This window comes from Chromobacterium sp. LK1 (genome assembly GCF_001043555.1).
Classification (GTDB): Bacteria; Pseudomonadota; Gammaproteobacteria; order Burkholderiales; family Chromobacteriaceae; genus Chromobacterium; species Chromobacterium aquaticum.
Genome location: NZ_LDUI01000032.1, coordinates 94,849 through 118,802 on the forward strand (window position 1 = coordinate 94,849; position 23,954 = coordinate 118,802).

Annotated in this window: 23 protein-coding genes and 1 rRNA gene; 7 read left to right on the forward strand and 17 right to left on the reverse strand. The window is 64.5% G+C overall.

Annotation, left to right across the window (positions count from 1 at the left end; genetic code table 11):
• Window positions 1-82 precede the first annotated feature (82 nt).
• The 11 genes from VI26_RS14585 to VI26_RS14635 form a co-directional block, all read right to left on the reverse strand.
• A complete protein-coding gene (locus VI26_RS14585) occupies window positions 83-1,279 on the reverse strand; it encodes a tryptophan--tRNA ligase (RefSeq protein ID WP_048410475.1) in 1,197 nt (398 codons plus the stop codon).
• Between the two features lie 84 nt (window positions 1,280-1,363).
• Window positions 1,364-2,005 carry a site-2 protease family protein gene (locus tag VI26_RS14590; protein WP_048410476.1) on the reverse strand — a complete coding sequence of 214 codons (642 nt, stop codon included), beginning with the start codon at window positions 2,003-2,005 and terminating at the stop codon, window positions 1,364-1,366.
• A gap of 50 nt (window positions 2,006-2,055) precedes the next feature.
• A complete protein-coding gene (locus tag VI26_RS14595; RefSeq protein WP_048410477.1) occupies window positions 2,056-2,676 on the reverse strand; it encodes an L-threonylcarbamoyladenylate synthase in 621 nt (206 codons plus the stop codon).
• Window positions 2,677-2,682: 6 nt separating this feature from the next.
• The gene (locus tag VI26_RS14600; RefSeq protein ID WP_048410501.1) at window positions 2,683-3,552 is read right to left on the reverse strand and encodes a 3',5'-nucleoside bisphosphate phosphatase; all 870 of its coding nucleotides are present in this window, start codon (window positions 3,550-3,552) and stop codon (window positions 2,683-2,685) included.
• A 2-nt stretch (window positions 3,553-3,554) separates the two neighbouring features.
• Complete coding sequence (locus tag VI26_RS14605) at window positions 3,555-3,743, reverse strand: oxidoreductase-like domain-containing protein (RefSeq protein ID WP_019101808.1); 189 nt, start codon at window positions 3,741-3,743, stop codon at window positions 3,555-3,557.
• Window positions 3,740-3,955: an RNA-binding S4 domain-containing protein gene (locus VI26_RS14610; RefSeq protein ID WP_048410478.1), complete on the reverse strand. Its 216-nt coding sequence runs from the start codon at window positions 3,953-3,955 to the stop codon at window positions 3,740-3,742. Before VI26_RS14610 ends, VI26_RS14605 begins: the two co-directional genes overlap by 4 nt.
• 200 nt (window positions 3,956-4,155) lie before the next feature.
• Entirely contained in the window at window positions 4,156-4,719 is a 564-nt protein-coding gene (locus VI26_RS14615) for an AAA family ATPase (RefSeq protein WP_048410502.1), read from the reverse strand.
• Window positions 4,720-5,210: 491 nt separating this feature from the next.
• On the reverse strand, window positions 5,211-6,209 hold the full coding sequence (locus VI26_RS14620; RefSeq protein WP_048410479.1) for an asparaginase: 999 nt from the start codon (window positions 6,207-6,209) through the stop codon (window positions 5,211-5,213).
• Window positions 6,210-6,394: 185 nt separating this feature from the next.
• Window positions 6,395-6,898 carry a hypothetical protein gene (locus tag VI26_RS14625; RefSeq protein ID WP_053074434.1) on the reverse strand — a complete coding sequence of 168 codons (504 nt, stop codon included), beginning with the start codon at window positions 6,896-6,898 and terminating at the stop codon, window positions 6,395-6,397.
• 163 nt (window positions 6,899-7,061) lie between these two features.
• Window positions 7,062-7,571 carry a hypothetical protein gene (locus tag VI26_RS14630; RefSeq protein ID WP_053074435.1) on the reverse strand — a complete coding sequence of 170 codons (510 nt, stop codon included), beginning with the start codon at window positions 7,569-7,571 and terminating at the stop codon, window positions 7,062-7,064.
• A gap of 198 nt (window positions 7,572-7,769) precedes the next feature.
• Window positions 7,770-8,486 (reverse strand): UTRA domain-containing protein, encoded by a 717-nt coding sequence (locus tag VI26_RS14635; RefSeq protein ID WP_048410480.1) that lies wholly within the window; start codon window positions 8,484-8,486, stop codon window positions 7,770-7,772.
• A 209-nt stretch (window positions 8,487-8,695) separates the two neighbouring features.
• On the opposite strand from VI26_RS14635, the gene VI26_RS14640 reads away from it, so the two are divergent.
• From VI26_RS14640 to VI26_RS14655, 4 genes are all read left to right on the forward strand, one after another.
• Window positions 8,696-9,790 carry an ABC transporter substrate-binding protein gene (locus VI26_RS14640; protein ID WP_082151087.1) on the forward strand — a complete coding sequence of 365 codons (1,095 nt, stop codon included), beginning with the start codon at window positions 8,696-8,698 and terminating at the stop codon, window positions 9,788-9,790.
• A gap of 67 nt (window positions 9,791-9,857) precedes the next feature.
• The gene (locus VI26_RS14645) at window positions 9,858-10,769 is read left to right on the forward strand and encodes an ABC transporter permease subunit (protein WP_048410481.1); all 912 of its coding nucleotides are present in this window, start codon (window positions 9,858-9,860) and stop codon (window positions 10,767-10,769) included.
• Window positions 10,766-11,584 (forward strand): ABC transporter permease, encoded by an 819-nt coding sequence (locus VI26_RS14650; protein WP_048410482.1) that lies wholly within the window; start codon window positions 10,766-10,768, stop codon window positions 11,582-11,584. Before VI26_RS14645 ends, VI26_RS14650 begins: the two co-directional genes overlap by 4 nt.
• A gap of 20 nt (window positions 11,585-11,604) precedes the next feature.
• Entirely contained in the window at window positions 11,605-12,606 is a 1,002-nt protein-coding gene (locus VI26_RS14655) for an ABC transporter ATP-binding protein (protein WP_048410483.1), read from the forward strand.
• Here VI26_RS14655 and VI26_RS23300 read toward each other — a convergent pair.
• The 3 genes from VI26_RS23300 to VI26_RS14670 all read right to left on the reverse strand — a co-directional run bounded on the left by VI26_RS23300 (window position 12,603) and on the right by VI26_RS14670 (window position 17,314).
• On the reverse strand, window positions 12,603-14,447 hold the full coding sequence (locus tag VI26_RS23300) for a methyl-accepting chemotaxis protein (RefSeq protein WP_053074436.1): 1,845 nt from the start codon (window positions 14,445-14,447) through the stop codon (window positions 12,603-12,605). The genes VI26_RS14655 and VI26_RS23300 overlap by 4 nt on opposite strands.
• A 215-nt stretch (window positions 14,448-14,662) precedes the next feature.
• Window positions 14,663-15,889, reverse strand: coding sequence for a DUF1615 domain-containing protein (locus tag VI26_RS14665; protein ID WP_048410484.1), 1,227 nt, complete (start codon window positions 15,887-15,889; stop codon window positions 14,663-14,665).
• A 96-nt stretch (window positions 15,890-15,985) separates the two neighbouring features.
• On the reverse strand, window positions 15,986-17,314 hold the full coding sequence (locus VI26_RS14670; RefSeq protein WP_048410485.1) for a sodium-dependent transporter: 1,329 nt from the start codon (window positions 17,312-17,314) through the stop codon (window positions 15,986-15,988).
• A gap of 632 nt (window positions 17,315-17,946) precedes the next feature.
• On the opposite strand from VI26_RS14670, the gene VI26_RS14675 reads away from it, so the two are divergent.
• Window positions 17,947-18,879, forward strand: a complete 933-nt coding sequence (locus VI26_RS14675; protein WP_048410486.1) for a PAS domain-containing protein — start codon at window positions 17,947-17,949, stop codon at window positions 18,877-18,879.
• Window positions 18,880-19,011: 132 nt separating this feature from the next.
• Window positions 19,012-20,280 carry a hypothetical protein gene (locus tag VI26_RS14680; RefSeq protein ID WP_053074437.1) on the forward strand — a complete coding sequence of 423 codons (1,269 nt, stop codon included), beginning with the start codon at window positions 19,012-19,014 and terminating at the stop codon, window positions 20,278-20,280.
• Window positions 20,281-20,342: 62 nt separating this feature from the next.
• On the opposite strand, the gene VI26_RS14685 is transcribed toward VI26_RS14680, so the two are convergent.
• Together VI26_RS14685 and VI26_RS14690 are read right to left on the reverse strand one after the other, a co-directional pair.
• On the reverse strand, window positions 20,343-21,740 hold the full coding sequence (locus VI26_RS14685) for a NarK family nitrate/nitrite MFS transporter (protein WP_082151083.1): 1,398 nt from the start codon (window positions 21,738-21,740) through the stop codon (window positions 20,343-20,345).
• 99 nt (window positions 21,741-21,839) lie between these two features.
• A complete protein-coding gene (locus tag VI26_RS14690; protein WP_048410508.1) occupies window positions 21,840-23,090 on the reverse strand; it encodes a nitrate/nitrite transporter in 1,251 nt (416 codons plus the stop codon).
• A 236-nt stretch (window positions 23,091-23,326) separates the two neighbouring features.
• Here VI26_RS14690 and VI26_RS14695 point away from each other — a divergent pair, with 236 nt between their 5' ends.
• Window positions 23,327-23,644, forward strand: a complete 318-nt coding sequence (locus VI26_RS14695) for a hypothetical protein (RefSeq protein ID WP_048410488.1) — start codon at window positions 23,327-23,329, stop codon at window positions 23,642-23,644.
• Between the two features lie 124 nt (window positions 23,645-23,768).
• On the opposite strand, the gene rrf is transcribed toward VI26_RS14695, so the two are convergent.
• Window positions 23,769-23,883, reverse strand: a 5S ribosomal RNA gene (gene rrf, locus VI26_RS14700).
• Window positions 23,884-23,954 lie beyond the last annotated feature (71 nt).

A 23,954-nucleotide genomic window follows, 5' to 3' on the forward strand; every position in this document is an offset into this window, starting at 1 on the left:
GTGGTCCGCGCCGCCGGCGTCCGCCATGCCAAGAAAAACGCCCGGCAAGCCGGGCGTTTCGCATCCATCCAGACAACGGCGCTCAGTAGCCCAGCCCCATCGCGTCCTTGACGTCCTGCATGGTGGCGCGCGCCACTTGCTCGGCCTTGGCGTTGCCGGCGGCCACCACTTCCTTGACCAGATTGGGATTGCTCAGATACTGCTCGGCGCGTTCAAACATCGGCTGCTGTTCGCGGAGTACGCCGTCTATCACCGGTTGCTTGCAGTCCAGGCAACCGATGCCGGCGCTGGTACAGCCCTGCTTCACCCATTCGCGGGTATCGACGTCGCTGTACACCTGGTGCAGCTGCCATACCGGGCATTTGTCCGGGCTGCCCGGATCGGTGCGGCGCACGCGGGCCGGATCGGTCGGCATCGCCCGCACTTTTTTGGTGACGGTGGCCGGGTCTTCGCGCATGGTGATGGTGTTGCCGTAGGACTTGGACATCTTCTGACCGTCCAGGCCCGGCATCTTGGACGCCTCGGTCAGCATCGCCTCGCATTCGGCCAGAATGCTCTTGCCCTTGTTCTCCAGCCAGCCGAACAGCCGCTCGCGGTCCGCCGCGCCCAGGTTCTGGCTGGCGGCCAGGATTTCGCGCGCGCCGGCCAAGGCTTCGGCGTTGCCGTCTTGCAGATAGGCGGTGCGCAGGCGGTCGAATTCCTTGCCGGCCTTGCCTATCTTCTTCACCGCGGCGCGGGCCAGTTCTTCGAAGTTGGGTTCGCGGCCAAACAGGTTGTTGAAGCGGCGCGCCACTTCGCGGGTCAGTTCGATATGCGGCACCTGGTCTTCGCCCACCGGCACCAGGCCGGCCTTGTAGATCAGGATGTCGGCGGCTTGCAGCAGCGGATAGCCGAGGAAGCCGTAAGTGCCCAGATCCTTGGTGGACAGTTTTTCGATCTGGTCCTTGTAGGTGGGCACGCGCTCCAGCCAGGACAGCGGGGTCACCATGGACAGCGCCAGGTGCAGTTCCGCGTGCTGCGGCACTTTGGACTGGATGAAGACGGTGGCCTGCTCCGGGTCCACGCCGGCGGCCAGCCAGTCTATCACCATGTCCCACACGCTCTTGCCGATGATGGAGACGTCGTCGTAATTGGTGGTCAGCGCATGCCAGTCCGCCACCATGAAATAACAGTCGTGGGTGCTTTGCAATTGCACCCAGTTCTTGATCACGCCGTGGTAGTGGCCAAGGTGCAGGCTGCCGGTGGGGCGCATGCCGGAGAGAATGCGGTTGGCGAACATATGTGAATTCCGTTTCAGGTAATGAGCGCGACTGCGCCGGAAACGAATTTCCGGCGCGTCAGGATGGGGATGAACCAGGCCGCTTTAAATCAGGGCGCGCACCAGCCCGTACATCAGGCCATAGAACGGCCGCAAAATGGTGGACAGCAGGCCGGTGAAAATCAAGGCCAGCAACACCCACATGCCGTAGGGCTCCAGCCTGGAATATTTCCAGGCCATGCCCGGCGGCAGGAAGCTCTCCACGATGCGGCCGCCGTCCAATGGCAGAATGGGCAGCAGATTGAGCAGCATCAGCGAGATATTGATGCTGATGCCGGCCTGGCTCATCAGCGCCAGCGGCTCGCTATAGCTGGTATCCATGCCGATGGCCAGTTTGAACAGCAGCACCCACATCAGCATCATCACTAGGTTGGAGGCCGGCCCGGCTGCGGCCACCAAACGGCCATGCTCGCGCGGCTTGCGCAGCGCGCCGAAGTTGACCGGCACCGGCTTGGCCCAGCCAAAGATGAAGCCGCCCAGCGTCACCGACAACAAGGGCAGCAGCACGGTGCCGATCGGGTCGATGTGCTTGAGCGGATTCAGTGTCATCCGTCCCATCATATAGGCGGTGCTGTCGCCGTAACGGCGCGCCGCGTAAGCGTGGGCGGCCTCGTGCAGGGTGATGGCGAACAGCACCGGCAGCGCGTAAATGGTGATTTTCTGAATCAGAAGATTAATGTCGCCCATGATGTCTCTTGTGGGTTGAAAACAGTGTAGTGATGAGGCAAAGGCGGTGCTTACAGACCGAACGGCGCCGGATCTCCCTTGCCGCGGCGCAACAGCTCCACGCCCTCGGTCATGTCGATCACGGTGGTGGGATCGGTGCCACACCAGCCGCCGTCTATCACCGCGTCCACCGCGTGCTCCAATCGCTCGCGGATTTCATACGGATCGGTCAACGGTTCCTCGTCGCCGGGCAGCATCAGGGTACAGGACAGAATCGGCTCGCCCAATTCTTCCAGCAAGGCCAGCGCCACTTTGTGGTCCGGCACCCGCAGCCCGATGGTGGAGCGCTTGGGATGCAGGGTGCGGCGCGGCACTTCGCGGGTGGCTTGCAGGATGAAGGTGTAGCTGCCGGGGGTGGCGGCTTTCAGCATGCGGAACTGGCTGTTGTCCACCTTGGCGTAGTTGGCCAGTTCGGACAGATTGTGGCAGACCAGGGTCAGGTGATGACGCAGGTCCAGCTGGCGGATGTCCAGGATGCGCTCCATCGCCGGCTTGTCGCCCAGCATGCAGCCCAGCGCGTAACAGGAGTCGGTGGGATAGACCACCACCCCGCCCTCGCGCAGGATCTTCACCGCTTCGCGCACCAGCCGCGCCTGCGGATTGTCCGGGTGGATCATGAAAAACTGTGCCATGTGAGGTCAGCCTTGTGCCAGGTCCGCGGGCCGGATGATGCGCGCGGCCAGCGCGTTCCAGATGGGTTTGCAGATCGGCGGCAGGTCGTCGGTGCGGCCGACGTCGCGGCCGCCCTCGCCCGGCGCGTGGAAATCGCTGCCGGCGCTGGAGTACAGCTCGTGGCGGTCCGCCAATAGCGCGAACTTGTGCATATCGTCCAGGCTGTGGCTGCCGCTGGCCACTTCGATGCCGCGGCCGCCGGCCTGCTTGAAGTCGTTGATCAGCCGCTCGATCAGGGTGCGGCCCATATCGTAGCGGCCGGGATGGGCGATCACCGCCTCGCCGCCGCCGGCGCGGATCCAGCCCACCGCGTCTTCCAGGCTGGCCCATTCATGCGCCACATAGCCGGGCTTGCCCGGGGTCAGGAATTTGCGGAACACGGTGCGCACGTCCTTGACCTGGCCGCTGTTGACCAGAAAGCGGGCGAAATGGGTGCGGCCTATCATTTCCGGGTTGTCGCACAAGGCCATCGCGCCGTCGAACGCGCCTTGAATGCCGGCCTTGACCAGTTCGTCCGACATCTGCCGCGCGCGGTTGACGCGGCCGTCGCGTATCGATTGCAGGCCGGCGGCCAGCGTCGGCTGTTCCGGGTCTATGCCCAGGCCGACGATGTGCACGGTGTGCTTGCCCCAGCTGACCGAGACTTCGACGCCGTTGAGGAAGGCCAGGCCCCGCCGCGCCGCCTCGGCCCGCGCCGCGGCCAGGCCGTGGGTGCAGTCGTGGTCGGTCAACGCCACCAGGGTGGCTTCGCGCTCGGCGGCGCGCGCGATCACCTGCTCCGGCGGCAAGGCGCCGTCGGAGGCGTGGGAATGAAAGTGCAGATCGATGCTGGCCATGCTCATTGTCCGTTTGCGGCGGCCTGGCGCGCGGCTTCGCGCAACTCCCAGGCGGCCAGTTTGGCGCGGTATTCCGTCATCAGCGCGTTATAGCTGTCCCAGATGCACGGGTCGCAGCCGCTGCCGCAGCAAGCGTCGTCCGGCGGGGGCTCGGGCGCTTCCGGCGGCGGGTCGAAGTCGTCGTCGTTCATGGCGCCACGACGTGGATGGCAAAGCCATCGCCGCTGACTTGCTGGCCCACGCGGATCTTGCAGGTTTTGCGCAGTTCCACCTGGCCGTCCACGCGCACATTGCCTTCGGCGATGAAATGCTTGGCGGCGCCGCCGGAATCGCAGACATTGCAGGCTTTCAGCAGGTCGCACAAGGCGATGTATTCGCCGCTCAATTCAAAGGTTTCGTTCATTTTTGCACACTCGATTGGGACAGGGCTGTGAGCGGGCTGTGGACAAGAGCCGCAGCGCCTTCATTTTTCACGCCTTTTTACTGTCGCTTATTTTTTAATCTACCGCCGACAACTATCCACGCCCAGGCAGGACAAGCTTGTGGGCCTGTTGTGGATAATTGCGGCAATTTGCTGAATTTCCAGCGCTTTATTCTTGCCGCTCAAAATTTAGGCAACTCGCCCGGCCAGATGGCGGCCAATGCCGTCCACGCCTGCGCCATCCGCTGCGCGTGCGCGCCATGCACCCGCGTCGCGTTCACGCCCGCGTCTTGCAGCGCCTGCCGGTAGAGGCCGAACAGCCAGTCACGCTGAGTCGGGTGGCTGCGCAGCGGGTCCGGCTCCCAGGGGATGTCAGCCTCGGCCAGCAGGGTCAGCGCATAATCGCCGGGCCGGTACAGCGCCAGCAAGCCGGGGCTGCAATGCCCGTGCGCCACTTCGCTCCAGATCTTGCAATTCAACGCCGTGGTGTCGCACAACAAGACTTGGACGCCGCCGGCCAATGACTGTTCCGCCGCCAACTGTCCGCGCGCCACCTCCTCGATGATCTCCGGCGTGGAGCGGTACGGCCGCGTGGCGAAATAATCGCGCGCGTATTCCGGCACCCAGGCGGCGGCAATGCCGGCCGCGTTCAACGCATCCGCCAGCGCGCGCGCCAGCGTGGTCTTGCCGCAGGACTCCGGCCCCACGATGGCGATCTTCAACGGCCGCGCCGCGCCTTCTGACATCCTGCTGCTCTCGAACATACGGAAAAGCGTTCAATTATACGCCGCTTGCCGCGCTATCAACAGCCGGACCGCTGTTCTCAACAAGCCAGGGGGACAGCCCTGTGCGCCAGCTGTGGACAATGACGCTAAGCCCTTGCCGTGAAATGGATTTGCTCGACCTGCTCAAAAAACAGGCAATTCATTGGATTACTCACATCCAGCGTGAAAAGCCGTGTGGGACAATTGTGGATAAGGCCGCCAAGTCCTTGTTCCGCCAAGCGCATTTTCGACCGCTTATTTTTTAGGCAAAACAGCACGCCATTTCAGGATGAAGGCATACGAAAACGCCTAGCCCGGCCATGGCCGGCCGTGGCTGGCCGCCAGCGCCGCTTGCCCACACCCAAGGTGTAAAGCCATGTGGGCGAGCTGTGGACAAGCGCGGCAAGGCCCTGAAAAACCGGCACAAAAAAAGGCTGCTCAAAAAATAAGCAGCCCGGGTAGTGAACGGCGTCTTAATGCGCGCTCATCTCGCCGCGCAAGGGCCGGGCCAATTGCGCCGCCAGTTGCGGGCCGCTGAGGCCGGTGGACAGCAGCACATGCAGCTTGGCCAGCGCCGCTTCCGGCGTCAGGTCCGCCCCGGCCACCGCGCCGGCGCGCGCCAGCGGCTGACTGGCGGCGTAAGCGCCCACTTCCACCGCGCCGCGCGGCGCCTGGGTGATGTTGAGCACCACGCCGCCGCGCGCGGTCAAGGCCCGCACCCCCGCCAGCAGCGTCGGATCGGCCGGCGCGTTGCCGCTGCCGTAGCTCATCAGCACCGCCGCGTCCAACGCCGGGTCCGCCATCAGACGGCCGGCCAGCGCCGCGCCCTGGCCCGGGCTCAGGAACAGGCAGGCAATGCTCAGGTCTTCGCGCAGCGTCAGCGCCTGGAATTCGCCCTGCCCGCGCAGCCAGTCGGCCTGGTTCCAATGCGGGTGGATGGCGAAGCGGGCCAGCGGCTCGGCATTGGGCGCGCCAAAGCCGGCGAAATGCTCGACGTCCAGCTTGCGGGCGCGGCAGCCGCGCAGCAGCAGGCGGTCGAAGGCGATGGCGACTTCGTGCAATGCCGGCTGGCAGGCCGCTTCCAGCGCGTCGGCGACATTGTTCCAGCCGTCGGAGCGCGGGTGCAGCAGCGGCAGTTGCGCGCCGGTCAGCACCACCGGTTTGGCCAGGCCGCGCAGCGCGAAGGCCAGCACGCCGGCGGTATAGGCCATGGTGTCGGTGCCGTGGATGACGACGAAGCCGTCGTAGTCGTGATAACGCTCGGCCAGCGCGGCGATGATGCGGTTCCAGTGGCGCGGCTCGATGGCGGAGGAGTCGATCAATTCCTCGAATTCGACCACGTCGAAATCCAGGCCGGGACGGCGGAAGCGCTCCAGCAGGCCGGGCAGCAGCCCGGGCGACGGCGCCAGGCCGTCCGGGGTTTCGGTCATGCCTATGGTGCCACCGGTGTACAACACTAAAACGCGGCTCATGCGATCTCCTGCGAAGGGCGAATGTCAGGGATGGCATGGTAGCGCAATTCTCCGCGCTCGCGGCGGCGACGGCGGCAGACCTGGCGCAAGGGACGAGGGGCGGAACGAATGCGCCGCGCCGCCGCGAACCGGATTTCTGCAGTGGTTCGCGACGGCGCGGCGGGAGCAATGATCGCGGAACGCCGTCAGCGCAGCGCGTCGGAAATGGCGATGTTCACCGCCCGCTTGGCGGCGTCGATATGGTGGACGATGTCGCGCTGCAAGGAGCGCAGATAGGGATCGTCCTCGCGATGGCCGGCATCCTGACGCGCCTTGTCCAGCAACAGCAGCGATTGGTGGAAGCGATCCTCCGGCCGCCAGCTGGCGTCCGGCGGCATGCGTTCGAACGGGTCTTTGCCGTCGTTGATCGCCGCGTCGCGCATCCGGCGCAGCGCCTGGTTGATTTCGTCGACGGCGTGGCGCTCGTCATTGCTCACCTGCGGCGAGTCCGGCCGCGCCAGCAGGTCGCGCGCCATGCGCAAATCGCTCATCGCGTGCAGATAGTAGGGGTGTTGCTCCGGCTGCCAGTGGTGCTGCTCCCAGTTCCAGGGATCGCCATCGCGCCAGGGGTCGGCGGCCTGGGCCGCCTGGCTGGCGGCGGCGCACAGGATCAAGGCGGCCAGCTGGCCGCGCGCGGTCGTGAATTGCATGATGTGCTCCTTTTGGCTTAGAACATGTTTGCGATCTGCTGCGCGTCGTGGGGCATTACACGGTGTGTACGGCTTCAAAATACTCATGTACCACGCGTACATTTCGCTTTCTCAGCCGTTTTCGCCTTGTCTCGCCTTAGCTCGCTAGATCGTAAACAGGCTCTTAGCGCAGCGCGTCGGCCACCGCTTGTTGAGTGGCGCGCTTCGCTTCGTCGATGTGGTGAACGATGCGGTGTTGCAAGTCCCGCACCCAGGGATCGTCCTCGGCGTGGCTGGCGTCGCGGCGCGCCGAATCCAGCAGCGACATCGCTTTGTGGAAGCGGTCGCTGGCGGGCAGATTGGCGTCCGGCGGCTCGCCCTGCCACGGGTTCTTGCCGTCTTCGATCGCCGCGCGGCGCATTTCGTCGAGCGCGGCGTCGATTTCCGCCACCGCGCGGCGCTCATCGCTGGCCACCGGCTCGTAATCCGGCCGCGCCAGATAGGCGCGCGCCATGCGCAGGTCGCTCATCGCGTGCAGATAATAGGGATGCTCGGCCGGGCGCCAGGCATGCGGCGCCGGCGCCGGGTTGCGGTAGACGATCTGGGTGCGCGGCGACGTCACCACGCAGGCGCTGAGGCCCAGGCAAGCTAAGGCGATGGCCGCGGGCAGGAGGCGGCGGGTAATGAATGGCATGTTTCCTCTCCAGTAAAAACACCGTTTATGGCAACGGCTTGATCCATTCAGCATCGCCCGGCGCCGCCGCGCTGTCAGCAGCGATCTGGTGTCGGCATGTAAGCGTTTGTAGCAGGAAGCCGGCCAAAAACCGCCAATGATTAAGCTGGCGTGAAGTCGGCGCCTGAATTGCAAACAGAGATGAAGGAGCCACCGGTTTCATGCGCTGCGCACGCTGACGCGCACCGCGTCGTGACGCCAGTATTCAAAATCACAGTCCAGCGCGGCGCCGGCGGCGTCGCGATTGACGCGGCGTATCAGCAGCACCGGGCTGCCCTCGGCCAGCATCAGCGCCTGCGCCACGCGGCCCTGCGCCGCCGCCGGCAGGATGTCGAAGGCCGCCGCCGCGTATTCGATGCCGTAATGGCGGCGATACAGGCCGGTCAGCGATTGGCGCAGGTCCTGCTCCTGAATGCCGGGAAAGCGCTCCGGCCGCAGGAAGTGCTCGACGTAAAGCGCCACCCGCCCGTCCAGGCTGCGCTGACGGCAGATTTTCCACAGCGAGCTCAAGGGCGGCACCTCCAGCGCCCGGCACAGCTCGGGCGAGGCCAGCACGGTCTCCACGCTCAAGAGCCGGGTTTCCGCCCTCCGCTGCTGGGCGTCGGCCATGCGCTGGAAATGGTTGCCGTACACCGGCGCGTATTCCAGCCGCGGAAAGGCGACGAACCAGCCGCGTCTTTCCTCGCGGTAAACCCGGCCTTCGGCCTCCAACACGCTCAGCGCCTCTTTCAAGGTGATGCGGGTGGTGGCGAACAGATCGGCCAGCGCGCGTTCCGACGGCAGGCGGTCGCCCGGCCGCAGCAGACCGCCGTCGATTTGCTGCAATAAGGCGGCGCGGATGCGCGCGGCCTGGGAAAGCGGTTTCGCTTCAAGCATCAGGACTAGTCCAGCAATCAGATCGATGCCGGCTTTTTAACAAGCGAAAATGACAAGGAAATGAATGCGCGCGCGCGCCGCAAACCGGGCCGGAACCGATTCGTCACTCTTTTGCAATCAAACTGCCATGTGTCGTAAACCGGAATGTCATCAAGGCGGCATACCATCAGCATCGCCTTTATTTGACCTAGTCCAAAGGGATGGATGCCATGAACAAACCGTTGCGCTGCGCCGTGCTGGGCGCGCTGGCCTTGCTGGCCAACACCGCTTTCGCCGACAACCTGAGCGCGCTGATCCAGGCCGCCAAGAAGGAAGGCGAGCTGAATGTGATCGCCCTGCCCCACGATTGGTGCGGCTACGGCGGCATGATTGCCGGCTTCAAGGCCAAGTACGGCATCAAGGTGAACGAGCTGAATCCGGACGCCGGCTCCGCCGACGAACTGGAGGCGATCAAGGCCAACAAGAACAACAAGGGTCCGCAGGCGCCGGACGTGATCGACGTGGGCCTGTCCTTCGGCCCGCAAGCCAAGGCCGCCGGCCTGTTGCAGCCGTACAAGGTATCCAACTGGAAGACCATTCCGGACAGCGTCAAGGACAAGGACGGCTATTGGTACGGCGATTACTACGGTGTGCTGGCCTTCGAAGTGAACAAGGACCTGGTCGCCAAGACCCCGACCGACTGGAACGATCTGCTGAAGCCGGAATACAAGAACGCGGTGGCGCTGGCCGGCGATCCGCGCGTCGCCAACCAGGCGATCCAGGGCGTGTTCGCCGCCGGCCTGTCCCAAACCAAGGGCAATGCGGCCAAGGCCGCCGACGCCGGCCTCAAGTTCTTCGCGCAATTGAACAAGAGCGGCAACTTCGTGCCGGTGATCGGCAAGGCCGCCTCGCTGGCCCAGGGCAGCACCCCCATCGTGATCCGCTGGGACTATAACGCGCTGGCCGACCGCGACACCCTGAAGGGCAACCCCAAGGTGGAAGTGGTGGTGCCCAAGAGCGGCGTGGTCGCCGGCGTCTACGCCCAGGGCATCAGCGCCTATGCGCCGCACCCCAACGCCGCCAAGCTGTGGCAGGAGTATCTGTTCTCCGACGAGGGCCAGTTGGGCTGGCTCAAGGGCTATTGCCACCCCACCCGCTTCAACGATCTGGCCGCGCGCAAGAAAATCCCGCAGGACTTGCTGAGCAAGATGCCGGACGCCAGCGCCTACAAGAAGGCCCTGTTCCCGACGCTGGAGCAGCAGGAAGCCTATAAGGCGGTGATCACCAAGCAGTGGGACAGCGTGGTGGGCAGCAACGTCAAGTAAGCCGTTTCGCCCTGATTGGCGCGCGGCGCTTCCGCCGCGCGCGGGCTCTCTTTGGAAACACGCCCTCATGTCCGCATCTTCCGACCCCCTCGCCGCCCGTTCCGGCCCGGCGTCGCCGCGCCGCGCCGGCGGCGGCTTCGTCTCGCTGTCCTGGCTGGGCGTGGCGCCGTTCTTTCTGTTCGCGCTGCTATTCCTGCTCCTGCCCACCGCGCGCTTGCTGCTGGGCGCCTTCCAGGACGCCGACGGCCATTTCACGCTGAACAATATCGCCCGGCTGTTCGAGCCGGCGATTCTCGACGCCTACAAGATCAGCCTGCAGATCAGCGCCGCCTCGGCGCTGTTGGGCGCGGTCTTCGGCCTGTTGCTGGCCCTGGCCGCCATCCGCGGCCGGCTGCCCGGCTGGATACGGCCGACGCTGACCACCTTTTCCGGGGTGGCGTCCAATTTCGCCGGCGTGCCGCTGGCCTTCGCCTTCCTGGCCACGCTGGGGCGCATGGGCCTGGTGACGGTGCTATTGCGCCGCTACCTGGATTTCGATCTCTACGCCGGCGGCTTCAGCGTGCTCAGCTTCAGCGGCCTGACGCTGACCTATCTGTACTTCCAGATTCCGCTGATGGTGCTGATCGTCAGCCCGGCCATAGACGGCCTCAAGACCGAATGGCGCGAGGCCTGCGACAGCCTGGGCGGCTCCGCCTTCGCCTACTGGAGCCGCATCGCGCTGCCGGTGCTGTGGCCCAGCATCCTGGGCGCGGCGCTGCTGCTGTTCGCCAACGCCTTCGGCGCGGTGGCCACCGCCTACGCGCTGACCGGCAGTTCGCTCAACATCGTCACCATCCTGCTCTATGCGCAAATCCGCGGCGACGTGCTGCACGACCAGAACCTGGGCTATGCGCTGGCGCTGGGCATGATCGTGGTCACCGGCCTGTCCAACGCCGCCTATATCTGGCTGCGCGGCCGCGCGGAAAGGAACCGCTCATGAAACACCAGCCTCCTGTCCAGCAGCAGCCGTCGCGGCTGGGCGCCTGGATCGCCGTCGTCGTGGGCGGCCTGTATTTCCTGCTGCCGCTGTTGGCCACCTTCGAATTCAGCCTGAAGATGCTGCGCGAGGGCTATAGCTTCGCCGCCTACCAGGCGGTGCTGCAGGACCCAGGCTTTCAGCAGAGCTTCGCCTATTCGGTGCTGATGGCCTTGCTCACCATCGTCATCGGCATCCTGCTGGTGGCGCCCACCGCGTTCTGGATCCAGCTCAAGCTGCCGCGGCTGCGGCCGCTGGTGGAATTCATCACCCTGCTACCGCTGGTGATTCCGGCCATCGTCATCGTGTTCGGCTATCTGCGCCTGTTCGGCAGCGATGCCTGGCTGCCCTTGACCGGCAGCGAGCGCGGCACCGATCTCTTGCTGGTCTGCAGCTATGTGACGCTGGCGCTGCCCTATCTGTACCGCTCCATCGACGCCGGCCTGTCCGCCATCGACGTGCGGTCGCTGGCCGAGGCGGCGCAAAGCCTGGGCGGCGGCTGGCGGGTGATCCTGCTGCGGGTGATCTTCCCCAATATCCAGTCCGCGCTGCTATCCGGGGCCTTTCTGACCTTCGCCATCGTCATCGGCGAATTCACCATGGCCAGCCTACTGGCGCGGCCGGCCTTCGGCCCTTACCTGCAATTGATCGGCGCCAACCGCGCTTACGAGCCGGCGGCGCTGGCCATCATCGCCTTTTTGATCACCTGGGCGGCCATGGGCCTGCTGCAGGTGGCCGGCCGCCATCGCCGCGCCTTGCGCGAGGCGGCCTCTCACTGAACCTGGGAACGCATTCATACATGGCTTATCTGGACATCCAACATCTGCACAAGCGCTACGGTCAGCACACCGTGGTGCATGACTTCAATATGCGCGTGGAAGCCGGCGAGTTCGTCACTTTCCTGGGCCCGTCCGGCTGCGGCAAGACCACGGTGCTGCGCATGATCGCCGGCTTCGAGACGCCCAGCGGTGGCGTGATCCGCATGCAGGGCGAGGACATCACCGCCTGCGCGCCGCAGAAGCGCGGCATCGGCATGGTGTTTCAAAGCTATGCGCTGTTTCCCAATATGAACGCCGGCGAGAACATCGCCTTCGGCCTGAAGATGCAGAAGCGGCCCGCCGCCGACATCCGCCGCAAGGTGGCGGAGGCGCTGGCGCTGGTGGAGCTGTCCGGCAAGGAGGGCCACTATCCGCACCAGTTGTCCGGCGGCCAGCGCCAGCGGGTGGCGCTGGCGCGCGCGCTGGTGGTGGAGCCGCGCATCCTGCTGCTGGACGAGCCGCTGTCGGCGCTGGACGCGCGCATCCGCAAGAATCTGCGCGAGCAGATCCGCGACATTCAGCGCCGCCTGGGGCTGACCACCATTTTCGTGACCCATGATCAGGAAGAAGCACTGACGCTGTCGGACCGCATCTTCGTGATGAACCAGGGCAAGGTGGAGCAGGAAGGCTGCGCCGAGACCATCTACACCCAGCCGGCCACCGAGTTCGTCGCCCGCTTCATGGGTAATTACAATCTGCTGTCGGCGGGCGAGAGCCGGGCGCTGCTGGGCCTGGAGATACAAGGGCATCTGGCGATCCGTCCCGAATCCATCCAGTTGCTGACCGAAACCGACGCCGGCGACAGCCTGCCGGCGGTGGTGCGCCAACGCCAGTTGCTGGGCAATATCATCCGTTACCAGGTGGAAAGCGCCGGCACCCTGCTGCAGGTGGACCGGCTCAACCACGGTCCGGCCGACTTGCTGGCCGATGGCGCGCCGGTGCGCTTGCGCATCCGCCGCGACGATATGCGCGAGGTGCGCTAGCCGTCCGGAGGACGGCGGAAATAGGCCATCTGCCGGCGCAGGCTGCCGGCTCGCTGCGACACTTCCTGCGCCGCCGCCGACAGTTGCTCGCTGGCGGCGGCATTGCCCTGGGACAGCTGGCTCAGGCCCTGCATGGTCTGATTGATGGTGCCGACGTGCTGGGCCTGGACGATGGCTTCCCTGGAAATGGCCGACACCTGCTCCCGGGTCAGTTCGCTGGATTCGACGATGGCGCCCAGGCTCTTGCCGGCGGCTTCCGCCAAGCGCACGCTGCCAGTGGCCACCTGGCCTATCTCCTTGGCCGCGGCCTGGCTGCGCATCGCCAGCTTGCGCACTTCGTCGGCCACCACGGCGAAGCCCTTGCCCAGTTCGCCGGCGCGCGCCGCCTCGATGGCGGCGTTCAGCGCCAGCAGATTGGTCTGGTAGGCGATGTCGTCGATGATCTCGGTGCGCTGGGCGATCACATGCATCGCCGCTATGGTTTCGCCCACCACCCGCTTGCCCTCTTCCGCCTGACGCGCCGCCTCGCTGGCGATATCGCCGCTGCGGCCGGCGTCGCGCGCCATCGCGAACATCTGGCCGGCGATCTCGTCCACCGCGTGACTGGTCTGCTCGATGTCGGCCGAAGTGCGGCAGGCGCTGTCGGACAAGCCCTGTGAGGCACTATTCAACTGCAGCGCGGCATTGGCCACCGCGTCCGCGTCCTGCTGCACCTGTAGAATCACTCCGCTCAGCTTCCGCCCCATCTGGTGGATATGCGCGGCCAGGCTGCTGTCGTCGGCCGCGGCCAGCGGCAGGCGGAAGTCCAGTTGGCCGCCAGCCAGCTCGCGCATGCCCTGCGCCACTTCATCCGGCTCCGCCCCCAATGTTTTCAGAATATTGCGCGCCATCCACACCGCGGCGCCTATCGGCGCCAGCACGCCTATCAACACCGCGATCGCCAGCCAGCTTTGCCAGCGCGCCGCGTCCGCCTGCCGCGCCAGCGCCTGGCGGATGCGGTCCAGCAACTGGCCCTGCACCCCGAACAAGGCGTCGATCCGCGCGCTGGCCAGCTGGAACCACTCCTCGCTGCCCAGGCTTTGCATCGCGCCGGGACCGCGCGCCAGCACGCCGTCGCGTGCGGTCTCGTATTGCGAGCTGGCGTTCAGCGCCCGCGCCAGCAGGGCCTCGTCGCCGCCGCTCTGCCGGTACAGGCCGCGGCACAAGGCTTCCTGCGACACCATGCCGCTGGCCAGGCGGAAATCGGTGAGATTGAAGTTGCCCACCACCAGCACGCCGCCGATCAAGCCGCGCGCGCGGCCGGTGTACTCCTTCTGGCAATGCAGCGCCGCCCATTGCTGCACCAGCGCGCGCACCTCGTCGCTCTGCGAATAAAACAGGGTGATCACCCGGGACAGGTTTTCGATGATGTCGGTGTAGCGATCGAAAGCCGGCAAGGGCGAAACATGCCGCGTATCCACCTCGCGCCGCAGGCTGGCCAGCGCGGCCGAGGCAGGCAGTTGCTGATCCAGGAAGCCGGCCAGCTTGGCGGAGATATCCTCGCCCCGCTGCCGGCGCAGCCGCGCCAGCGCCTCGTCCGCCCGCTGCCGCTGTTGCTGCAAGCCCGGCGGCGGCGGCTGATGCGCGCTCAGGAAGCGGTTGCTCAAGCCGCGCTCAATCTGCAAGGCCTGGATCAGTTCGCCCACGCTCTGCACGCTGCCCGCCAGCGCCTCGTCGCGCTGCAGCGCGCGCGCCAGCTGCCATTGCTCATGGGCCTGCCATAGCGCGCCGCCCAGCAACAGCAACACCAGCGGTGCGATCAACAAGGCCAGTTTGTGCGCCAGCTTCAGACGTACGCGCATCGGAACTCCTGTTCGCGTGCATGGACGAAGACTCCGCCTTGAAAGCGGAGGGCTGTTCGAGGAATCGGTTCTATGCCTCGCGCGAGCTCGCGAGATCGCAAACACGTTCTAACTATAGGTGGCCGGGCAAGGCAAGCCCAAAGGCATTAAGACCCGCTAACCAAACCCCAGCGGTTCTCGTGTCTCGCTCTTGCTCGCTAGATCGTAAACACGTTCTAAGCCCCCGCGCGCGCCAGACAATTTTGATAGCGGCCATCCACGCGCCGGGCGAACCACTCCGTGGTCAGCCGACGAGTGAACTTGGGGCTGACCAGCACGATCTGCGGCATGATCTCGCGCGGCGCCTTGGCGCCGGCCAGCGCGAAGACTTTCTGGTACAGCGCGGTCTGGGCGAAACCGGACAGTTTCTCCAGGCGCAGGTCGCGCAGCATTTCGTCCGCGCTCATGCCTAGCCGGCCGGACAAGGCCTGCAGCGCTTTCTGGGTTTCGCTGGCCTCGCCGGACAAGGCCCGGTTCATCTTGTCGCTGTACAGCATGATGTCGCCGTCCAGCGCCAGCTTGCGGCCGCTGAGACGAGCCACCGCCTGCTGGAAGGCGGCGTTGCGGCTGGCGTAGCGGCCGGCGTTGTAATCGGCGAAGCGGTAGACCATCTGGCTGTAAGGCGCCGGGTATTGCAGCAGGATGGCGCTGCCGAAGTACACGCTGCCGCGCCGGGTGAACACTTCGTCGCGCAGGCTGCCGGCGTAGCGATAAGGATAGGGCCAGGCGCGGACATGGGTTTCCGCGAACGCCACGCTGACCTGCATCGGCCCGCCGTCGCGGATCGGGTTCTTGTGTTCGAAAATGGTCTGGCCGAACGGCAGCTCGCGCACCATGTCCTCGAACAGCGCGTTCATTTCGCGCTTGGTGCGCAGCGCGTCCACCCGCTGCTTATAGCTGCGGCCGTCCGGGGATTTCTTCTGCATCGCGGCGTCCACCACGAAGCCGGGAATCAGGTATTTCTGCCGCCGTTGTTCGATCTCGCCCCAGACGATCTTGGACAGATTGGGCACTACCGGGTCAGGGCTGAAGCCGGACTCCTGCTCGGCCACCGCCAGCACCGCGCAGAAATATTGCGGCGTATAGGGAATCTTCAGATGGTTGAACGCGCCGATGATGTCGGCGTTCCAGCCCTTGCGATCCGGAATGCCTGCCGGCAGCAGGCGGTTGAGCAGTTCGCCGCCCTGCGCGTCCGTGAGCGCCGGACGGCTGGCCGGCTTGCCGACGGGCGGAAGCGGTGCGACAGCCGGCGCCGGCGTCGCCAGCGGCGCGCTGGCTTCGGGCGTCATTGTCGGGATCGGCGCGGGAAGTTCGGAAACGGGCGCCGAAACCGGCGCGGGAGCGGTCGCGGCGCAGCCGGTCAACACCAGCGTTGCCAGGACCAGGGAAAGGGAGGACTTCACGCCGGCTCCTTGCGATGGGGCGATAAAACCGCAAGTGTAGCGCAAAGCCCGCCGCGGCTCGCGGCGGGCTCGTGCTGAGCGGGCGCTCAGGCCGGATCAGCCGGCGCGCAGGCTGGCCACCATGATCCAGCCGATCAAAGCCGGCGCCATCGCCATGCAGAAGCCGCGCATCAGCCGCATGCGGCGGCCGGCGCCGTCGCCGGCCAGCTCGCGGCGCACCACCGGCCACGCCTTCCAGCCCACAAACAGAGCCAGCAGCAGTTCACCCAGCGGCATCAGCAGCTTGGAGGTTAGGTAGTCCAGCAGATCGAAAAAGCCCATGCCGAACAACTGGTACTCGCTCCACACGCCCAGGGACAGGGACGCCGGAATGCCCAGCAGGAAGATCCCCAGCGTCATCACCCAGGCCGCCTGGCCGCGCTTGAGGCCGAATTCGTCGATCGCGAAGCTGGTCACCACTTCCAGCAGGGATACCGAGGAAGTCAGCGCCGCCAGCAACAGCAGGCAGAAGAACATCACCGCGAACAGCTGGCCCAGCGGCAGATGGGCGAACACCGCCGGCATGGTGATGAAGGTCAGGCCGGGACCGGCGGACGGATCGAAACCGAAGGCGAACACCGCCGGCAGCACCATCAGACCAGCGAGGAAGCACGTCGCCACCGTCAGCAGGATCACCCACAGCGCCGACCCCAGCAGATTGGATTCCTTGCTCACGTAGGAGCCGTAGGTGATCATGATGCCCAGGCCCAGCGACAGCGAGAAGAAGGCCAGGCCCAACGCGTCCACCAGCATGGCGGCGCTGACCTTGGAGAAGTCCGGCGCGACGAAGTATTTGACGCCTTCCCACGCGCCCGGCAGCGTCAGGCCGCGGGCGATCAGCACCAGCATCAGCACGAACAAGGCCGGCATCAGGAATTTCGACAGGTTCTCAATGCCCTTTTGCACGCCGCCGGCCACCACCCACAGGGTCAGCAGCGCGAAACCGGCGTGATAGGCGATGGGCTGCAGCGGATCGCTGATGAAGCCGCTGAAAATGCCGCCCAGCACCTTGGCGTCGGAGGTCATGATGCTGCCGCCCAGCGCCTTGACGATATAGGCTATGGTCCAGCCGCCCACCACGCTGTAAAACGCCAGGATCAGGAAACACACCAACACGCTCATATAGCCGATGATGGGCCAGGCGCCGCCGGCCAGCTGCCGGAACGCGCCCACCGCGCCGGCCTTGGAGGCCCGGCCCAGCGCCATCTCGGACAACATCAGGGCCAGGCCCAGCGTCAGGCAGATGCCCAGGTAGATGAACAGGAAAGCGCCGCCGCCATTGGTGGCCGCGACATAGGGAAACTTCCAGATCGCGCCCAGGCCGATGGCCGAACCGGCTGCCGCGAGAATGAAACCGAGGCGTGAGCCCCATTGTGATCTAGCCATAATACTGTCTGCTTCTTTGTCCGAATCATTGTTATTGAATCGCCGGAATCAAGGCGCGCATGAACGCGCGGCCGCAACAACGGCAAAGGTGCTGTGGTGCGCCGGAAGGGGCGCGGCTCGTGCCAGGCCAGATCATGAAGCCCGGAAACGAACGGAAGGGACCCGGCAAGCCGGGCGAGGGAGAGAAAACCGCCGAGTAGGCAGCGCCGCGACCGCGTCAGGGGTGGCGACGGGCAGCGGTTCTCGCTAGTGTATTTTGAATACAAACTCGAATTTACCACGAATGATGTCGATTTTCAGCGAACGCTGGCAATTAATTGTGGCTTGGCGCGGCAACATCGCCATTTAGCGGCCAAAACTACCGTCCAGCGGTTTGAGCATGAAATATCACCACTCCGGGAATACACTTAGAGCGTGTTCACATCGCGCGCCCCAGGGCGGGGCAAACGCAGCGGCAGCCGTGGAATGCGCCGGGAAGCCCATGAGCATTCTGAAGGGGCGTGCGCCGTGCCGGGCCTCGCGACGCGCAAGGGATGGTGAGCAAGTTCTCAGAGCAGCGGCCCCACTCTTCCGCGCGCAGCCTTCCGCGCCCGGAGCGAACTCGCCGGCCTCAGCCACTTACGAGGTGCCATATGGCGATCTTGCAAGCCTTTCAGTCCTTGATCGATACCGTGCAGGGTGGCCTGATCCTCGCCCTGCCCGCCGATGGCCAGATCGTCAGCGCCAACCAACTGGCGGCCATCTTGCTGGCCACGCCCCATGGCGATCTGATCGGCCAGTCGTTTTCCCACTTTCTGCCCAACCCCGCCGACCATGAGCTGCTGGCCCGCGAGCTGCGCCACAGCAGCATGATCTACAACCGCGCACTGACCCTGCAAGCCAATGGCGGACGCCATTTTGAAGTACAGCTATCGCTACGCGAGGTGGAACTGGACGGCACGCGCTTACTGGTTTACAGCTTCAGCGACCGCACCGAAACCAAGGTCATGAGCCAGTTGCTGGACTTTGAGCGCAGCCTGGTGGAGCGCTCGATCAGCCTGATGAAGAACCTGCGCGAGGAAGACAAGCCCGCCGACGACGACAAACTGACCGGAGTGGCCGGCATGCATCGCCTGCTGTCAGCCGCCCATGCGGAAACCGGGCGCGCGCGGCGCTATGGCGGCGCCGTCTCCGGCCTGATCCTATCTCTGATGAATATGCCGGAACGGGTGCCGGAACTGGACGAGGGCTCGGTGCACCGCCATCTGCTGCGCCTGGCTGGCAGCCTGTGCCTGCAGAGCACTCGTGACAGCGACCTGGTGGCCAAACGCGAGGACGACGCCTTCATCATTCTCTTGCCCAGCACCGGCATGAGCGGCGCCAACGAGCTAGCGCGCCGGCTGATCAAGGCGCTGCGCCAGTTGACCTTCGTCTATCAGGGCGAGGAACGCACCGCCGCCGCCTGCGTCGGGCTCAGCGCGCTGCGTGGCAGCGAAAGCACGCCCAAGCCGATGCTGGACCGGCTGGACGAGGCCTTGCACAAAGCGCGTGAGGGCGGCCCCAATTTCATCGTCAAGCAGCCGTAAACGCCGACACGGTTCTTATTATCGTTGACAATCTTCATGCGGAAGGTATAACTGCTCGGCATGACAGCAACGCCCCCCTCTTCCGCATCCCGACTAAATACCTTTGTCGCCCCTGTTCCCGACGCCAAACTGATGCGGCGCCTGGTCCCGATCAACCGCTGGCTGAATCTGCACGGCCTGCCCCTGCTGCGCGACCTGCCGGGCTTGCGCCGGCTGCCCGGGTTGGCCGGGCTGTGCGATATCCGCGACATCCAGATTCCCGACGCCGACCAGACGCGGCTGCGCGCCAGCCTGCAAGCCGGGCAAGCTTGCTTCCTCGCGCCCAATCACCCGGAATTCTTCACCGACTGGATGATAGACAAGGAACTGTCCGCCCGTTTTGCGCCGCGGCTGGCCTGCTGGGCCACCCACGACATCGTCAACGGCATGGGCGCGGCCATGCAGCGCTTCTGGCTGCGCAACAACCTGATCGCGCAAATCCCCGGCTCCGGCGGCGCTGCCGCCAAGCAGCACTCGGTGGCCTGGGCACTGCAAGGACACGGCGTGCTGCTGCATCCGGAAGGCGCGGTGAACTGGCACGCCGACCGCATCGCCCCGCTCTACCAAGGCGTGGCCGAACTGGCGCTGGACGCCTACTCCAGCCTGGATGAGCAAGCCGCCACCCAGCGCGTGCTGGTGCAGCCCTTGCTATGGAAGCTGCGCTTCATCCGCGACGAGAGCGCCGCCATCGGCAAGGAACTGGCCTGGACCGCCAAGCGGCTGCGGTTGCCGCTGGACCCCGCTCAAGCACTGCCTCAACAATTACAGCAAATATTGGCGGCCTTGCTGGCCCGCGAAGCCGAGGCCGCCGGCATCCTGCTGCCGGAAGCGCCTTATTTCACTCGCCGCCGCCAGTTCCTGGCCACACTGGCGCAACAGCTGGACCAGCTGACGCCGGATTCGGCGCTGTCCTTGCCCGCGCCTCGCCGCTGGCAGCGCGCCGCCCGCGAGAGCGAGGACCGCCAACGCAAGCAACAGCTGAAGCAAGGGCTGGCGGCCTGGGAGCGGCTGAACCGCGTCGACGAAACCGCCTACAATCAGCCGCTGCTGGCGCAGGAGCATATCGCCGAATGCGTGAAGCGCATTCGCCAGGACTATTGCCGCGGCACGCTGCGCGACACCCTCAACGCCTATTGCCCGCGCCCGCCCGGCCCGCGCAGCCTGCAATTACGCGTGCCCGAAGCCATCGATGTCGGCCGCTGGCTGAGCGAGCATCCCGGAGCCGATGCCCAGGCACTGACACAGCATCTGCGCCAGTTGATGCAGCGGGACTTGGACCTGCTGCTGCAACAACTGCACCAGACCCGGCCTTATTGGACATTGCCCAATCCGCTATATCAGGCAGAGCTTTCCGATGCTTGAATGACAAAACCGGCGCGGCATCAATATGATGCCGCGCCGGTTTCCGCCGAACTGCCGCTAACTCAGCAGCTCACTTCCGCGTTCTTGCGCGCATAGAACCACCAGCACAGCGCAATGCAGCTGATATAGAACACGATGAAGCACAGCAGCGCCGGTTCCGCGCCGCCTGTCGCCTTCATCGAAGCGCCAAAGCTCTGCGGGATGAAATAACCGCCGTATGCGCCGATGGCGCTGATGAAACCGCCGGCCGCCGCCGACTCCTTGACCCCATCGACTTCGGCCTGCTTGCGAGCCTCCTCGCCGCGGCCGGCAACCGCGCGCAGCCGTCCCAACGTGAAGATGGTTGGAATCATCCGGTAGGTCGAACCATTGCCGACGCCGGCCATGGTGAACAGCAGCAGGAACATCGCAAAGAAGCCGGCGAAGCTGCCGCCGCTCAACTGACCGGCCGCATCATGCGCCGGCAGGAAATGCAGGATGCCCAGCACCGCCAGCGCCATCACCACGAATACCCACATCGTCACTTTCGCGCCGCCGAGCTTGTCGGAAATCATGCCACCAACCGGCCGCACCAAGGCGCCAAGCAAGGGGCCGATAAAAGCGAACTTGGCCACCGGCACTTCAGGGAACTGGGTTTTGGTCAGCAAGGCGAAAGCGCCGGCAAAGCCGATGAAGCTGCCGAAGGTGCCAATATACAACCAGCACATCAGCCAATTGTGCTTGCGACGGAAAATGACCGCCTGCTCGGTGAACGAGGCCTTGGCGTCGGCCAGATCATTCATGCCGAACCAGGCCGCCAGCGTCGCCAGCGCGATGAAGGGCACCCACACAAAGCCGGCATTCTGCAGCCACAGGCTTTTTTCCACCCCTTCCTTCACATAATGCTGCGCATCGCCGCCCAGAGCGCCGAACATGCCGCCGGTCACCACCAGCGGAATCACGAACTGCGCCAGCGACACCCCCAGATTACCAAAGCCGGCGTTCAGGCCATTGGCGGCGCCTTTCTGCGCCTTGGGGAAGAAGTAAGCGATATTGGCCATGGAACTGGCGAAATTGCCACTGCCCAGACCGCACAGCAAGGCGATGGCCAGCATCACCGGATAAGGCGTGCTCGAATCCTGCACCGCGAAGCCCAGCCACAGCGCCGGTATCAGCAAGGAAGCGGTGGACAGCGTGGTCCACTTGCGGCCGCCAACGATGGACGGCATGAAGGAATAGAAAATGCGCAAGGTGGCACCGGACAAGGCCGGCAGCGCCGTCAGCAGGAAGAGCTGATCCTTGGTGTAATTGAAGCCTGCATTCGGCAGGTTCAAGGTGACCACGCTCCACAACACGGAAATCACGAATGCCAGCGTCAGGCATGGAATCGAGATCCATAAATTGCGGCGGGCAATGCTTTGCCCTTCCTTCTGCCAGAATTCGGCATTCTCCGGTTCCCACCGGTTGATCAGATAAGACATGACGGACTCCTCCCCGCCAACCCGGGTCATGACCGGACCGGCGCTATTTGACAAACTGGCGGCGCCGACGGCCAGCATCGACGCCGAAAAACCAAACGCTCAAGGCTTGACCACGGCCAGATGCAAGCGCTGCTCGGCCAAAGGCTTGAACGAGTAATGCATCCATACCAGGCTGACGCAGACCGTGCCATAAAGCAGCATGAAGCAGCTGGAACGCACCCCGGTGACATCCACCAGCGCGCCGAACAGAATCGGCAACACGAAACCGGCCAGGCCGCCGGCCAGGCCCACCACGCCGGAAACCGCGCCGATATTGTCGGAAAAATCATTGGCGATGAACTTGAACACCGATGCCTTGCCCACCGCCATCGCCACGCCGGCAACGAACAACACCACGGTGAACAGCACGGAATCCAGGCCGATATGCAAGCTCCAAGGTCCCTTCACCGTCGCCACCACCATTTCGGTTTGCGGATAGGACAGAATGAAAAAGCATACCCACAGCACCCACATCACCCACCAAGTGGTGCGATAAGCGCCGAAACGGTCGGACATCCAGCCGCCGATCGCGCGCAAGACGCCGCCAGGCAAAGAGAAACAGGCGGCCAGAAAAGCGGCGCTCTTCATATCGAAACCGTATTCGCCGACGAAATACTTGGTCAGCCACAGCGACAGGCCGACATAACCGCCAAACACCACCGAGTAATACTGCGAATAACGCCAGACCCGCGGATCGCGCAGCACTTGCAATTGCTCGGAGAAGCGCTGCCCGCCGCCGCTGAGATGCGCCGGATTGTGATAGCTGCAGAACCAGAACAACAACGCCGCCGCCAGCATGATCCCGGCGTAAACCTGGGGCACCAGGGTCCAGCCACCGAGCGCAATCAGCGCCGGCGCCACGAACTTGTTGACCGCCGCGCCGGAGTTGCCGGCGCCGAACACCCCCATCGCCATGCCCTGATGGCGCGCGTCGAACCAGCGCGCGACATAAGGCGTGCCCACCGAGAAACTGCCGCCGGCCAAGCCGATGAACAGGCCGATCAACAGGAAGTGCCAGAAATGGGTGGCGTACTCCATCAGATAAATCGGCAACACCGTGCTCAGCATCAGACAGAACAGCACAATGCGGCCACCATAACGGTCGGTCCAGATACCCAACGGCACCCGTACCAGCGAGCCGGACAATACCGGCATCGCCACCAGAATGCCGAACTCGGTCTCATTCAGCCCCAACTGCTGCTTCACCGGAATGCCCACCACGCCCATCATCATCCAGGCCATGAAACAGACGGTGAAAGCAAAGGTACTGACCACCAACACCGAGTACTGCTGATATCTTGTGCTTGTCATTTCGCCTCCGCAGCGGCCAGCTATCGGCCAGTCCAACTCCATACTCACACCATACTGGCTGGCGAACGGAAAACCCATTCCCCAAACGCGGGCAATGGCAAGAGAAAACGACCTAATGGAAATAGTTCTTTTGGGTGGTATTCAGCGCCACATAAAGTTGGCTTTGCGCCAATGCGAGTTACAGCTCCGGCGACATTGGCTAAGATAGGGCCCATTGCCAACAAGGGACCGTCGCCATGAATGCCGCCAAGAAAATCCGCCGTTTCATCGAAGAAGGACACGACCCGCAGCAAATGCAGGTGCTGAAAGAATTGGCCACCGCGCTGGAAATGGGCCGCTCGTTCGACCTGAGCCTGCTCTACGATATCGACATGCGCTATTTCGACGTCGCCATCGACCTGCTCAAGGACTGGCGCTTCGACCATCACATCGCCTCGCGCAGCAAGCTGCTGGAGCAATTGCTGACCGAGATCGCTCCGGAACGGCAAGTGCTCATGACGGCAAGCAAGGAAGAGAGCACGGACAGCCCCAAAGCCGCCAAGGCCAAGAAATAAGACATCCATGCAGGATACGACAAGGGCGCTGCTTGCAGCGCCCTTGTGCTTTTTGAAGACCTGCTATTTTCGCAACAGAAATGCATAAAGCCCAGCTCGTGTGAGCTGGGCTTTGCAATGGGGCGTCTGGCGGTGTCCTACTTTCACATGGCGAATGCCACACTATCATCGGCGCTAAGGCGTTTCACGGTCCTGTTCGGGATGGGAAGGCGTGGGACCACCTCGCTATGGCCACCAGACATAAACTGGTACAAACTTAAAGAAGCCTGGGATGGTGTCTACCACCCCGCATATATTCGGTATTCAATTG